Below are 12,708 nucleotides of genomic sequence, written 5' to 3'. Positions count from 1 at the left end.
ATGGAATGTTTAATTAAAATAAATTATTGTGAACACATTAAGCTACAAGACAGTTTCAGTAAACAAGGCCAATGCCGATAAGCAATGGATTGTTGTAGACGCTGAAGGTCATAACTTAGGTCGTTTAGCTTCAAAAGTAGCGATGCTTTTGAGAGGTAAATACAAACCAAGTTATACACCGCACGTTGATTGTGGAGATAACGTAATTGTTATCAACGCAGAAAAAATCAACTTGACTGGTAACAAGTTAGATGACAAAACGTACATCAGACACACAGGTTACCCAGGAGGACAAAGAAGCTTGACTGCTAAAGTAATGCAACAAAAAAACCCTGCATTATTAGTGGAAAAAGCTGTAAAAGGAATGTTACCTAAAAACAAATTAGGTGCTGAATTATTCCGCAATTTGAATGTAAATGTTGGTCCAGAGCACAAGCATGCTGCTCAACAACCGAAAACCGTAAACCTTAACGACTTAAAGTAATGGGAGTTATTCACAAAATCGGTAGAAGAAAATGTGCTGTGGCACGTGTTTATGTTTCGGAAGGAACAGGAAAAATTACCGTTAACAAAAGAGAATTCAACAACTACTTCCCAACAGCTACTTTACAGTACAAAGTATTACAGCCAATGTCTATGACAAACAACGCTGACAACTTTGACGTAAAAGTAAATGTATATGGTGGTGGTACTACAGGACAAGCAGAAGCTGTAAGAATGGCTATCGCTCGCGCAATGTGCGAAGTAGAAGCTGAAAACAGAGCTATCCTAAAACCAGAAGGATTACTAACCAGAGATCCAAGAATGGTTGAACGTAAAAAATTCGGTCAGAAAAAAGCACGTAAGAGATTCCAATTCTCTAAACGTTAATCGATTAGAAGTTTTATTCGTTCATTTAGTATTGAAATTAAAAAACAAGTTGCCGATATTCTTTTTGTTGAAAAAGGAATTAGTTTAGCATCTAAATTTTCAAGACCATCGCAAGAGCTACTTGAAAATTGCTAACCAACGGAACGTAAACTATTACACAATGGCAAACAAAATTGAAGTTAAAGAATTATTAGAAGCCGGTGTTCACTTCGGACACATGACTCGTAAATGGGATCCAAACATGGCTCCTTACATTTATATGGAGCGTAATGGTATTCACATCATTAACCTATATAAAACTGCAGCTAAAATTGAAGAAGCTAACGAAGCTTTGAAAAAAATCGCTGCTTCCGGTAGAAAAATACTTTTCGTAGCTACCAAAAAACAAGCAAAAGATATCGTATCTGAAAAAGCACTAGCATGCAACATGCCTTACATCACTGAAAGATGGCCAGGTGGTATGTTGACTAATTTCGTTACTATCCGTAAAGCCGTTAAAAAAATGGCTTCTATTGATAAAATGAAAAAAGACGGTACTTTCATGACTTTGTCTAAAAAAGAAAGATTACAAGTTGATCGTTTACGTGCTAAGTTAGAGAAGAACTTAGGTTCTATCGCTGACATGTCTAGATTACCTGCTGCCTTATTCGTAGTAGATATCAAAGCTGAACATATCGCAATAAAAGAAGCACAAAAATTAAACATTCCAGTTTTCGCAATGGTTGATACTAACTCTGATCCACGTGAAGTAGATTACGTTATCCCGGCCAATGATGATGCTTCAAAATCAATTGATAAAATTTTATCTTTAGTAACTGACGCTGTAAAAGACGGATTAGCCAACAGAACTGCTGACGCTGCTCCTGAAACTGACGCTGAAGAAACTGTAGAAGTAGCTGTGGCTCCGGCTCCGGCTGTTGAAGCAGCTCCTGAAGTAGAAGCTACAGAAAACAGTACTGAAGAGTAAAACAAAATAATTACGAATTATGAATTAAGAATTACGGATTATGATGACTCGTAATTTGAAATTCGTAATTCGTAATTTACTTTTAAAAGAGTTTTCAATTTAAAAAACAAATAAAAATATTATGTCAACAATTACTGCTGCAGACGTAAATAAATTAAGACAAACTACAGGTGCCGGAATGATGGACTGTAAAAAAGCGCTAGTTGAAGCGGAAGGCGATTTCGATAAAGCGATTCAAATCCTTAGAGAAAAAGGACAAAAAGTAGCTGCTAACCGTTCTGACCGTGAGTCTTCTGAAGGAGCTGCTGTTTCTTTTATCAATGCTGACAATACTAAAGGAGCTATCCTTACCTTAAACTGCGAAACTGATTTCGTAGGTAAAAATGAAGCTTTCGTAACTTTGGCTAAAGAATTAGTTGAAAAAGCGATCAACTTCTCTTCTTTAGAAGAATTCTTAGCTTCAGATTTCAATGGAATCACTGTAGCTGAAAAATTAATTGAGCAAACCGGTGTTATCGGTGAAAAAATCGAAATCGGTGGTTTCGAAATCTTAGAAGGCGCTTTCGTTGGCTCTTATGTTCACGTGAACAAAATTGCTGCATTAACTGCTATTTCTGCTCCAATTGCTAACGCTGATGTTTTAACCAAAGATATCTCTATGCAAGTAGCTTCTATGGGTGCTGAAACCTTATCTTATAAAGATTTTGATCCTGCTTTCGTTGCTTCTGAATTGGCTGCTCGTATTGCTGTAATCGAAAAAGAAAATGAAGAAGCAAAACGTTTAGGGAAAACTTTGAAAAACGTTCCTAAATACATCTCTTTCTCTCAATTAACGGAAGAAGTATTAAAACAAGCGGAAGAAGATGCTAAAGCGGAATTAAAAGCAGAAGGCAAACCGGAACAAATTTGGGATAAAATTATTCCTGGTAAAGTACAACGTTTTATCTCTGACAATACTACTTTAGACCAAGAGAAAGCTTTATTGGACCAAAACTTCATTAAAGATGACAGCAAAAAAGTAGGTGATTATGTTAAAGGTTTCAACGTTGAAATTACAGGTTTCAAAAGAGTTTCTTTAGGATAATCCTAATGAATTAAAATTATTAATTCACCATATTAAAACCTCGATTCATTCGTGAATCGGGGTTTTTTGTTATCAAATAAAATAACCCCCTGTTTTTCAGACCAAAAAAATCATAGACAATCTTCATCAGAACAATTGTTTCTGGCAATCTGACTTGTGAATCGTAAAAAAAAATGTATTATTGCATAAATTTTAAGACTATATTATGAAAAAAATTATTACTATTTTACTATTGACTTGTAGTGTGATTACCATTCATGCTCAAAAATCAAAAAGAGAAGAAGGTATCAAATTAGGAATTAAAGGTGGCCTTAATGTAACCAACCTTATGGGAGATGTAGAAGAATTAAGCATCAGAACCAGTGTTCATCTTGGATTTTTAGCCGAAATCATTGTAAGCGATAATTTCTCTATCCAACCAGAATTATTATATTCCGGACAAGGTGCTACTGTTGACGCAACCGGAGGTGGAAGAATCAAATTGAATTATGTTACTTTACCGGTATTAGCCAAATTTCCGGTAGTTAAAGGATTAAGTTTAGAAGCCGGTCCACAAGTTGGATTTTTGGTAAATTCTAAGTTTAAAACCAACACTACTAACGACAGCATCGACGGTGTTAAGACTATGGATTTTTCTGTTGCCGCCGGATTAGAATATGAACTCAAAAACGGAGTTATTTTTCAAGGAAGATACACTTTAGGACTAACTAATGTTGGAGGAACTTTAGTCCCTGAAAACGATAGAGCATTCAATACGGCTATACAATTCTCCGTAGGTTATTTATTCTAATATACACTCAATTCAAACAAATGAAAAAAACAATTACCCTATTACTGACCCTGTTCGTAACCATACCCTATACATACGCACAAACCCAAGCTGTAAATCCCGAAGTTAAATACCGCAGAAGTTCTCTTTATACTTTAATGATTCATGATGAAACCAGACCTTATGCTGAAGTCATCAGAGCTTCTTTTGAAAAAGGTCCGATTCCGGAAAAATTCAACAACCACAACCTTGGAAATCGAGTAATTCCAACTTCAAACGCCAAAGATGAATCTCAAAACATTACTGCCTTTTTAAATGAAAATAATGTAGCCAGAGATATCGTTGCCAAATGGTTTAACAGAAGTGCGAAAGGCGGATTCAACATGGATATGATAGCCGAAAGAGGAAAATACGATGCCAATGCCTTGGACATCGCGAAAGCTAAAGCCAGCCAACGTGGTTTGGAAACATTAGCCGATGCCGGTGAAGAGCTCATCAGAAATACTTTTATTTTAGTAAATGATTACAACTATGTTTCTAAAGAAGAAGTAGCTAAAAAAGCAAGCGGTTGGTTAAATACTATTGGTTCTGTAGCTTCATATGCAGGTCTTGGTGATGTGAGCACAACAACAACGATCACTTCTGCTGCTGTAACAGTTGCCGGAAAAGGATATGTGGTTAAAACAACTGCGCATCTATACCGCTTAGTTTGGGATGAAGAAACAGCTGCCATTTTTTACAACGATTACTGGGCTGATGACAAAACCATTACTCCAGAAAAGAAAAAAGCTTTCGAAGAATCTACAATCTTCAAATTAGAATATATTGGTTCAGACACGTCTTGGGCTGACGTTCAATCTTCAGTATTTACCAAAAAAACAGAAGAAGAACTCATCGAAAAAGCTACTGTTAAAGCGGTTGACGCCGTAATTGTTAAACTTCAAAAGAACCATGAAGAATTCAAAACCAAAACACCTTTGTTTTCAGGCGAACCAATCTCTGCTAAAATCGGTTTAAAAGAAGGCTTGACAGAAAAATCCAAATTCGATGTTCTTGAGCAAGTAGTCAACAAAGAAGGAAAAACAGAATATGTTGTTGTAGGAACAATTAAAGTAGACGACAAACTACCAATATGGGATAACCGATATGGTGCCGACGAAGAAAACCCGAACAGCACTGAAGACAGAACTTACTTTAAAAAGATAAGCGGTAAAGATTTTTACCCTGGAATGTTAATCGTTCAAAAGAAAGGAAAATAATAACTAAAACAAAAGACGTATGAAAACAAAAGCATGGATAATGCTGGTCTTACTAACCATCACCTCATTAAGTTACGGGCAATCTGCCAGAAAACAAAGAAAAGCCGACGAAGCTACTAAAGCTTGGCGTTATGAAATAGAATGTGTCGGCATCGGAAAAGACGGAACCTATTTAATTAAAGTTTGGTCATACTCTAAAAATCCAACTATAGCTACCACACAAGCCAAAAAAAATGCAGTGCATGGTATCATTTTTAAAGGATTTTCCGGTGGTGGACAAGGTTGTACTCCGCAACGCCCGTTAGCCTCTAATCCGAATTTAGAAGATGAAAAAGCCGATTTCTTTGAACCATTTTTTGAAGAAGGCGGGCGTTATATGAAATTTGTTTCTGAATCATCAGACGGAAATGTTGACGCTTCTGACCGTGTAAAAGTAGGCAAAGAATACAAAATCGGAGTGGTAGTTTCTGTACACAAAGACGCTCTTAGAAAAGATCTTGAAGCTGCCGGTATTATTCGTGGGTTATCATCAGGATTCTAAAACAAAGCACTATGAAAACAAAAATATCACTATTGATCATCTTACTCTCTACTTGCTTTGGTTTTTCTCAAAAAAACATAGCGGGTAATTATGGGTATAAAACAGAATGTTTAGGTGTAGAGCTTGATGGCTCCGAAACCGTAAAAGCTTGGGGTAACGGCCGTAATCGTTCTGATGCTGTGGAACAAGCCAAAAAGAATGCTTTGCGTGATGTTATTTTCTTCGGTTTAGTTGAAGGAAAACAAGACTGCAAACAAAAACCCTTAATTTTAGAAGTCAACGCACTCGAAAAATACGAAGACTACTTCAATAAATTTTTTGCCGACGGAGGAGAATTCAAAAATTACATTTCTTTAAGAGATGAGCGAATCTTCGACAAAGTTAGTCGCGACCGCAAAAAAGCCAGAGAAAGTGTAACTAACGGATTAATTTTACGTGTTCTTCGTTCAGAACTCAAACAAAAACTTATTGCCGACGGCATTATCAAACAACAATAATTATGAAACATTTATCTATAAAAGCGGTTTTGGTTTTAGCATTACTGAGTGTTACATTCTCGTTTGCTCAAGCAAAAAAACCAACCATCATGGTAATTCCAAGTGATGTTTGGTGTAACAAAAACGGCTACATGACCGAAGTGAATAGCTTAGGAGAAACCATTAAAGTTCCCAATTACAAAAAAGCCATGCAAGAAAATGCAGAATTGCTGGCTGTTATAGCCAAAATTAACGGTCTTATGGCTGATCGCGGGTTTCCGCTAAAAGACATGGCTGCGGCTATAAAAACATTGGAATCTGAAAACGCAGAAAACGCAATGTTAACTTCAAAAAGCGGCGCCGCTGTAGCAGAAACACCAATTGAAAGATTAAAGAAAGTAGCAAAAGCCGATATCATTATCGACCTTACTTGGACAGTTAATCAAACAGGCCCAAAAAAATCGGTTACCTTTACCATGAAAGGATTAGATGCTTACACCGACAAACAAGTGGCTACCGCTACCGGAACAGGAAGTCCTTCTTTCTCAGCAGAGTTACCGGTATTGTTAGAAGAAGCTGTTTTAGCTCATATTGATAACTTTAACGGACAATTACAAACTCATTTTGATGATTTGTTTGCCAACGGAAGAGAAATCATCGTGCGCATCAAGAAATTCGATTCATGGCCTGATGACCTTGAAAAAGAATTTAACGGAAAAGAATTGCGCGAAATCATATCCGATTGGATGCATGAAAATACTGTAAACCACCGTTTTTCTGAAACAGATTCAGGTGAAACTTCTATGTTGTTTGAACAAGTTCGCATTCCATTATTTGACGCAAACGGAAAAGCAATGGATGCTAAAGCGTTTTTAAAAGGACTTCAAACCATGCTGAAAAATGCACCTTATTCGATTACTAACAAACTCATGACAAAAGGGCTTGGTCAAGCTACTCTTGTACTAGGTGAAAAATAAAAAAAAGTAACATGAAAAATACATTAAAATCTATCAGTTGCTGGATTCTTGCTTTAACAGGTACTGTTGTAATGGCTCAAGAATCATCCACCAGCGCTGCGGCTCTAGGCAGAATTACGGTTACTGCTTACATCCCGCCACAAACAGAAGCGCTTCCCAGCGGTGCAGAAAACATGCTCACTAACAAACTTAACCAGTTGTTAACCGCCAATGGTATTTCAGGTTCAGGAGTTAATTCAAGGTTCATTATTGCGCCAAGTATAGTAGTTACTTCCAAAGATATAACCTCAACGGCTCCGGCTATGACAGCTATTTCTTTAGATGTTAACCTATACGTAGGTGATGGTTTTGACGGAAAACGCTATGCTTCTAAAACCGTTTCTGTAAAAGGAGTCGGAACTAACGAAACCAGAGCTTATCTTGATGCCATTAAAAACATCAAACCAAATGATCCTGCTATGCAAAGCTTTTTATCGGGCGCTAAAAGCAAAATTATTGATTACTACAACGCCCGTTGTACACAAATCATTAACGAAGCCAATGCCTTAGCTAACTCGCAAATGAAATTCGAAGAAGCTATGTACAAACTGACTTCAATTCCTGAAGAATGTACAGAATGTTACACCAAAGCTATGGCTGCTGCCGGACCAATGTTCAGAAAGAAAATTGAACGCGACTGTAAAGTTAAAATGGTTGAAGCCAACAATCTTTGGAACGCTAATCAAGATTGGGATACCGCTAACACTGTTGGACAACTTTTAAGCAGCATCGACCCTGAAGCCAGCTGTTATAAAGACGCTAAAGCACTTTCCGACAAAATTGGTAAGCGCGTATTGGAAATTGACAAACGTGAATGGAACTACAAAATGGAAATCGATGTTAATCTGAAAAGAGATGCCATCAAAGCCATTAGAGATATCGGAGTAGCCTATGGCAACGGACAACCTAGCACTGTAGTTTACAGAAGTATTTGGTAATCGTTTTCCTTTATTAAAACACAAACCCCGATTCGAAGTGAACCGGGGTTTTTTATTTTACCAAAAAACAGTACATTTGATTCATTAGGTATGCAAATCAACACTCATGTTCCACTCTAAAAAAGACCCCCGCTCCCGCGTGAATCCTTTCGCGTGGTTGTAGAAAACTAAGTCATAACTGCAATACAAAACCACATTCACGGGTGGTTTGTTTATTTTATAACGTTCTTAGCATTTTAGAAGAAAATAACTATTATCCATTTGGGCTAAAACATAAAAACTATAATGTAACCAGTAAACAATATACCCAAGCAGGTGGTGCTATTCTGATTGAAGATTGTGTTAATTGTAGTTATAAGTATAAGTACAACGGCAAGGAGTGGCAGGACGAGTTAGGGCTTAACTTTTATGATTTTGGTCTTAGAAACTACGATCCTGCCATAGGAAGATGGTTTAATACAGATCCATTAGCAGAAAAAAGATATGAATTGAGTTTATATAACTATGTTCAAAACAGCCCATTATTTAGATTTGACCCTAATGGTTTAACGGATTATACTTTGAATAGAGAAACAGGTGAAGTCAAAGAAGTTGGAAAACCAAATAATGAAAAAGACAGAATATTAAAAACTGATTCTAAAGGCAATGTTAAGAAAAAAGGAGAAGGATTTTTAGGTTTTTTGGTTCCTGAATCTGAAAGAGGTAAAGAGAAAGTTGCAATAGAAGGTATTGAAAAAGGAATATTGAAAGACGGACAGAATTTTTAAGAAAAAGGGGAGTTATTTGAAATCGGTGGAAAAGGAAATCCTACTCGAGAAGGAGTTGAGTCATTTGCCGTTAAATTATCTAATTATCTTGGAGGTAAAGAAGTAGGAGGTGCTTATTCTTCAACTGATGGTAAGAACATAACACATATGACTATTGGAAAGTATGAAGGTAATGCTTCTGATCAGATTAATGGAGGTTTTGCTATTGACCTTTTACTAAGAGTAACTCCAAAATTTTACTTGTTAGGACATTTTCATGTTCATCCTGCGGGTACTGTTACTACATCTCGTGAAGATGAGAGTTCACAAGATGTTTGGAAGAAAGAATACAAAAGTACTTTATTTTATATATTAATTAATTCAAGTAACAAAGATGGTTATGAAAGAAAATCGTATTAAGTTAGTGATTACATTTTTTATTTTTATGTTTTTTTTTAGTTGTACTGTTTCAAAATCAAGTTCAAGAGAAAATGGGGATTATGATAACATAATTCATAATGCAATTTATGATTTTAAAATGAACAACAAAAAATTGCTTAAAAGAGATTCTGTTTTTCATTTAATCCTATTCAAGGAAGAATATAAGGAGAATGAGTTTGTTAAAATAATTATTATAGGTTCAAATAAGCAATTTTTATATAATAAATATAAAGATCCAAACGAAAACAAATTTCCCAGTGGTTATTTAGATTCAGATAATATTTTGTTTTTTTGGTATGATGACAATAAACAAATAGATAGTTTAACAATCAATACTTTTAAAAAGTATAACTTATTGGTGGATGATGAGAATGGGAAGATAAAATTTCTGGATAATGATAAAATTGATGATAGAAAAAAGGGAGTACTTTATTTTTTTTGCAAAGGTAATATAAAAAAATTTGAAAAATCTATTTCAAATGAGTCATCTAAATATCCCAAAAGACTCAAGTGTGAATAATAGGTTAGATTTTAAAAAGTTAATATGAAAAGGTTTTCCGGTAATATGTCAAATTAGGCTTAATGTGGTAATGTTCCAAATTTAGTGATGAAACAAGATTATTGTATTAACATTTTGCAAATCAATAAATACTAAAATAGTAACACAAAAAAGGAGCGCAATAATGCGCTCCTTTTACATTTGAAAATGTCTTAAATCCCCCGCTCCCGCGCGAATCCCTTCGCGTGGTTGAAGATAATTAAGTAACAACTGCAACACAAAACCACCTTCACGGGTGGTTTGTTTATTTTATAACGTTCTGTCTTGTCCTCAAATAGCCATAACAAAGCCCTACTTAATGTATGAGTAGTATATCAAAACACACATTATGTCAAATAGAATAGCATTTAACCATACTTTGTTACACAAACCTCGGTTCACTTCGAATCGGGGTTTTTTATTTTACCAAAAAACAGTACATTTGATTCATTAGGTATGCAAATCAACGCTCATGTTCCACTCTAAAAAAGACACCGTTTATGTCGTTCTCGCCGGCATATTCACTACCAATGCCATAGTAGCTGAACTCATAGGCGGCAAACTCATCGATGTTGGCTCAGCTGTAATGAGCATCGGCATTCTTCCTTGGCCCATTGTATTTGTCACCACCGACTTAATCAACGAATATTTCGGGGAAAAAGGCGTTAGAAAATTATCCTTCATCACTGCAGGATTAATCGCTTACACCTTTTTTATTTTGTACTTTGCGATGCAAATTCCGTCAACAGGCATCAGCTCTGTAACTTCGGAACAGTTCAATGCGGTCTTTGGGCAGAGTCAATTAATCATCGTAGGCAGTATCATTGCCTTCTTGGCTTCGCAATTAATCGATGTAACCATTTTCCATTTTGTAAAACGAAGAACCGGTAACAAAATGATCTGGCTCCGTAGTACAGGTTCCACTGTAATCTCTCAATTTTTTGATAGTTTTATCGTTTTAGGGATTGCATTTTGGTTGCCGGGCATCATGGACACCAAAACCTATATCATTTCCGGATTAACGGGTTATACGGTTAAATTGGTTATCGCGGTTGGCATGACACCTTTCATCTATTTAGGACATTACTTAATTCAAAAATACATCGCCAAAGATGGACAATAAAATACGCTGTGCTTGGTGCGAAAAAGACGATTTGTACCGCCAATACCACGACACCGAATGGGGAAATCCGGTATACGACGACGACAAATTATTCGAGTTTTTAGTCTTGGAAACCTTTCAAGCCGGACTGAGTTGGTACACCATTTTGAAGAAAAGAGACAATTTCCGTAAAGCTTTTGATCAATTTGATTACAAAAAAATAGCCCAATACAACGAAGACAAAGTCGCCGAATTAATGCAAGACGCCGGCATCATCCGAAATGGTTTAAAAATTAAAGGAACGATTGCCAATGCCATTGCATTTATGGAAGTTCAGAAAGAATTCGGGAGTTTCTCCCAATACATTTGGAATTTCACCGGCGGAAAACCTATAGAAAACAACATCAAGAAAATGAGCGATATCCAATCGACCACGCCACTTTCTGACAAAATCAGTAAAGATTTAAAAAAACGAGGATTTAAATTTGTAGGGTCAACCGTAGTCTACGCGCACATGCAAGCCACAGGAATGGTCAACGATCACGTGGAAGATTGTTGGAAACGAAAATAGTTTGCTGTGACCTTATTCAACTCCAAACATAAATACATCTTATGAAATCATTTATTTTACCTTTATTTTTTTTAGTTTCCAATCTTGTAAATTCACAGGAAACAGCAAATAAATTTATAAGAAAAGGTGATTTTCCGGAAGGTATTTATATGACAATAGAAGATGTCTTAAATAAAAAACCGAGTTCAACAGAAGAAGTTTACTTAAAGACTACCGATAGAAATGATACTGTTAATTTACCGGAAAAAGCTTTCTTTTATTTCAAGCAAAAAAACAAGAAGATAGTATATCCGTTAGCCATTTCATATCAAGGTGAAATGTATTTTCAAACCTACAGAAAGTATACTAACAAAAAAGACAAAGGGTATGATCCGGATCAATATTCAAGATTTTGTAAAGTTTCCAATTACGGAAGGTTTATCTATTTTGAAGAAAATATGCGGGGGCTTTGGTCAAAAGCTTTATTAGTTAATCTAAATCCTGCCAGTTATTCTATCAAAGGCAAAATCAAAGGAATAGTATTAGACCTGGATAATAGAGAATTTAATATGCTCAGAGACTGTGAGGATTTGAATGACTTTTTCAAACAACATAAGATTCCTGAAATTCAATGTGATTCGGATAAATTAACCATTGGCGAATTGCGAACGATAATTGATGAAATAAATAAACCGTACCGAGAATAGTCCAGTTAAAACATTAAGTATTATTAAGCCTTGATAAAATTCTTAACGTTAAATTTTCTGAGAAACTAACTCTTCAACACCTTAATAAAAGTCTCCCTCGAAATCTCAAAAGCACCCAATTGCTCCAAATATTCATTGTGGATTTGGCAATCGAGCAATTTATAGTTGTGGTCTTTCAAGTATTGCACTAAGGTCACAAACGCAATCTTACTCGCATTCGATACTTTAGAAAACATACTTTCCCCACAAAAAACATGACCCAAATCAACGCCGTACAATCCGCCTACTAATTCTCCGTTTTGCCAAACTTCTACCGATTGCACATGACCCAACTCGTGTAATTTAGTATATGAATCGATAATGTCCTGCGTAATCCAAGTGCCGTCTTGTCCTTTGCGTGCTATTTGCTGGCAGTTGCGGATAACCGACCTAAAATCTTGGTTAAACGTAACGTCAAACTGTTGGCGATTCAATAAATTCCGTATACTTTTCGACACCTTGTACAGCTGCGGCACTACCACCATGCGTTCCGGTGGCGACCACCACAATATGGGTTCTTCTTCATTAAACCAAGGAAAAATACCGTTGCGATACGCCAAAAGCAAACGCTCCGTCGACAAATCGCCGCCGATGGCTAAAATGCCTTCATAGGTTGCTTCGTCCACCGGTGGAAAATATAACTCTTTGGTTAGGAAATACATCAG

At 36.1% G+C, this 12,708-nt stretch carries 17 protein-coding genes; 16 read left to right on the top strand and 1 reads right to left on the bottom strand.

The window, feature by feature from the left end; genetic code table 11:
• The first annotated feature begins 28 nt into the window (after window positions 1-28).
• From rplM to SK086_RS03770, 16 genes are all read left to right on the top strand, one after another.
• A complete protein-coding gene (gene rplM / locus SK086_RS03845) occupies window positions 29-484 on the top strand; it encodes a 50S ribosomal protein L13 (protein WP_290875465.1) in 456 nt (151 codons plus the stop codon).
• Window positions 484-870, top strand: coding sequence for a 30S ribosomal protein S9 (gene rpsI / locus SK086_RS03840; protein ID WP_290875467.1), 387 nt, complete (start codon window positions 484-486; stop codon window positions 868-870). The genes rplM and rpsI overlap by 1 nt, the downstream gene beginning before the upstream one ends.
• A gap of 160 nt (window positions 871-1,030) precedes the next feature.
• Window positions 1,031-1,837: a 30S ribosomal protein S2 gene (gene rpsB / locus SK086_RS03835; protein WP_324689898.1), complete on the top strand. Its 807-nt coding sequence runs from the start codon at window positions 1,031-1,033 to the stop codon at window positions 1,835-1,837.
• A gap of 121 nt (window positions 1,838-1,958) precedes the next feature.
• Entirely contained in the window at window positions 1,959-2,921 is a 963-nt protein-coding gene (gene tsf, locus SK086_RS03830; protein WP_324689897.1) for a translation elongation factor Ts, read from the top strand.
• A gap of 205 nt (window positions 2,922-3,126) precedes the next feature.
• Window positions 3,127-3,711 (top strand): porin family protein, encoded by a 585-nt coding sequence (locus tag SK086_RS03825; protein ID WP_324689895.1) that lies wholly within the window; start codon window positions 3,127-3,129, stop codon window positions 3,709-3,711.
• Between the two features lie 20 nt (window positions 3,712-3,731).
• Window positions 3,732-4,949, top strand: a complete 1,218-nt coding sequence (locus tag SK086_RS03820; protein ID WP_324689893.1) for a hypothetical protein — start codon at window positions 3,732-3,734, stop codon at window positions 4,947-4,949.
• Between the two features lie 19 nt (window positions 4,950-4,968).
• On the top strand, window positions 4,969-5,490 hold the full coding sequence (locus tag SK086_RS03815) for a hypothetical protein (RefSeq protein WP_324689891.1): 522 nt from the start codon (window positions 4,969-4,971) through the stop codon (window positions 5,488-5,490).
• Between the two features lie 11 nt (window positions 5,491-5,501).
• Complete coding sequence (locus SK086_RS03810; RefSeq protein ID WP_290874804.1) at window positions 5,502-5,987, top strand: hypothetical protein; 486 nt, start codon at window positions 5,502-5,504, stop codon at window positions 5,985-5,987.
• A gap of 2 nt (window positions 5,988-5,989) precedes the next feature.
• Window positions 5,990-6,943 (top strand): DUF6175 family protein, encoded by a 954-nt coding sequence (locus tag SK086_RS03805; protein WP_290874801.1) that lies wholly within the window; start codon window positions 5,990-5,992, stop codon window positions 6,941-6,943.
• Between the two features lie 11 nt (window positions 6,944-6,954).
• Window positions 6,955-7,920, top strand: a complete 966-nt coding sequence (locus SK086_RS03800; RefSeq protein ID WP_290874798.1) for a hypothetical protein — start codon at window positions 6,955-6,957, stop codon at window positions 7,918-7,920.
• Between the two features lie 203 nt (window positions 7,921-8,123).
• Window positions 8,124-8,687: an RHS repeat domain-containing protein gene (locus tag SK086_RS03795; RefSeq protein WP_324689887.1), complete on the top strand. Its 564-nt coding sequence runs from the start codon at window positions 8,124-8,126 to the stop codon at window positions 8,685-8,687.
• Window positions 8,688-8,834: 147 nt separating this feature from the next.
• Entirely contained in the window at window positions 8,835-9,086 is a 252-nt protein-coding gene (locus tag SK086_RS03790; RefSeq protein WP_324689885.1) for a hypothetical protein, read from the top strand.
• Window positions 9,067-9,627, top strand: coding sequence for a hypothetical protein (locus SK086_RS03785; protein ID WP_324689883.1), 561 nt, complete (start codon window positions 9,067-9,069; stop codon window positions 9,625-9,627). The genes SK086_RS03790 and SK086_RS03785 overlap by 20 nt, the downstream gene beginning before the upstream one ends.
• Window positions 9,628-10,117: 490 nt before the next feature.
• Window positions 10,118-10,768: a queuosine precursor transporter gene (locus SK086_RS03780; RefSeq protein ID WP_324689881.1), complete on the top strand. Its 651-nt coding sequence runs from the start codon at window positions 10,118-10,120 to the stop codon at window positions 10,766-10,768.
• Window positions 10,758-11,318, top strand: coding sequence for a DNA-3-methyladenine glycosylase I (locus SK086_RS03775; protein ID WP_324689879.1), 561 nt, complete (start codon window positions 10,758-10,760; stop codon window positions 11,316-11,318). Before SK086_RS03780 ends, SK086_RS03775 begins: the two co-directional genes overlap by 11 nt.
• Before the next feature lie 41 nt (window positions 11,319-11,359).
• Window positions 11,360-12,004, top strand: a complete 645-nt coding sequence (locus tag SK086_RS03770; RefSeq protein ID WP_324689877.1) for a hypothetical protein — start codon at window positions 11,360-11,362, stop codon at window positions 12,002-12,004.
• Window positions 12,005-12,069: 65 nt separating this feature from the next.
• On the opposite strand, the gene aat is transcribed toward SK086_RS03770, so the two are convergent.
• Entirely contained in the window at window positions 12,070-12,705 is a 636-nt protein-coding gene (gene aat / locus SK086_RS03765; protein WP_324689876.1) for a leucyl/phenylalanyl-tRNA--protein transferase, read from the bottom strand.
• Between the last annotated feature and the right edge of the window lie 3 nt (window positions 12,706-12,708).

Origin of the sequence: Flavobacterium cheonhonense (genome assembly GCF_035671315.1) — a bacterium.
GTDB lineage: Bacteria > Bacteroidota > Bacteroidia > Flavobacteriales > Flavobacteriaceae > Flavobacterium > Flavobacterium cheonhonense.
Note: the sequence above shows the minus strand (reverse complement) of the source record. Positions and strands in the feature narration are given on the sequence as shown.

Bases quoted from the DNA above. Each gene is read 5' to 3' on its own strand.
- SK086_RS03820 (WP_324689893.1), top strand. From the start codon at position 3,732: ATGAAAAAAACAATTACCCTATTACTGACCCTGTTCGTAACCATACCC.
- SK086_RS03815 (WP_324689891.1), top strand. From the start codon at position 4,969: ATGAAAACAAAAGCATGGATAATGCTGGTCTTACTAACCATCACCTCA.
- SK086_RS03825 (WP_324689895.1), top strand. From the start codon at position 3,127: ATGAAAAAAATTATTACTATTTTACTATTGACTTGTAGTGTGATTACC.
- SK086_RS03775 (WP_324689879.1), top strand. From the start codon at position 10,758: ATGGACAATAAAATACGCTGTGCTTGGTGCGAAAAAGACGATTTGTAC.
- rpsI (WP_290875467.1), top strand. From the start codon at position 484: ATGGGAGTTATTCACAAAATCGGTAGAAGAAAATGTGCTGTGGCACGT.
- SK086_RS03780 (WP_324689881.1), top strand. From the start codon at position 10,118: ATGTTCCACTCTAAAAAAGACACCGTTTATGTCGTTCTCGCCGGCATA.
- SK086_RS03790 (WP_324689885.1), top strand. From the start codon at position 8,835: ATGACTATTGGAAAGTATGAAGGTAATGCTTCTGATCAGATTAATGGA.
- SK086_RS03810 (WP_290874804.1), top strand. From the start codon at position 5,502: ATGAAAACAAAAATATCACTATTGATCATCTTACTCTCTACTTGCTTT.
- rpsB (WP_324689898.1), top strand. From the start codon at position 1,031: ATGGCAAACAAAATTGAAGTTAAAGAATTATTAGAAGCCGGTGTTCAC.
- aat (WP_324689876.1), bottom strand. From the start codon at position 12,705: ATGTATTTCCTAACCAAAGAGTTATATTTTCCACCGGTGGACGAAGCA.
- SK086_RS03770 (WP_324689877.1), top strand. From the start codon at position 11,360: ATGAAATCATTTATTTTACCTTTATTTTTTTTAGTTTCCAATCTTGTA.
- SK086_RS03805 (WP_290874801.1), top strand. From the start codon at position 5,990: ATGAAACATTTATCTATAAAAGCGGTTTTGGTTTTAGCATTACTGAGT.
- SK086_RS03785 (WP_324689883.1), top strand. From the start codon at position 9,067: ATGAAAGAAAATCGTATTAAGTTAGTGATTACATTTTTTATTTTTATG.
- SK086_RS03800 (WP_290874798.1), top strand. From the start codon at position 6,955: ATGAAAAATACATTAAAATCTATCAGTTGCTGGATTCTTGCTTTAACA.
- tsf (WP_324689897.1), top strand. From the start codon at position 1,959: ATGTCAACAATTACTGCTGCAGACGTAAATAAATTAAGACAAACTACA.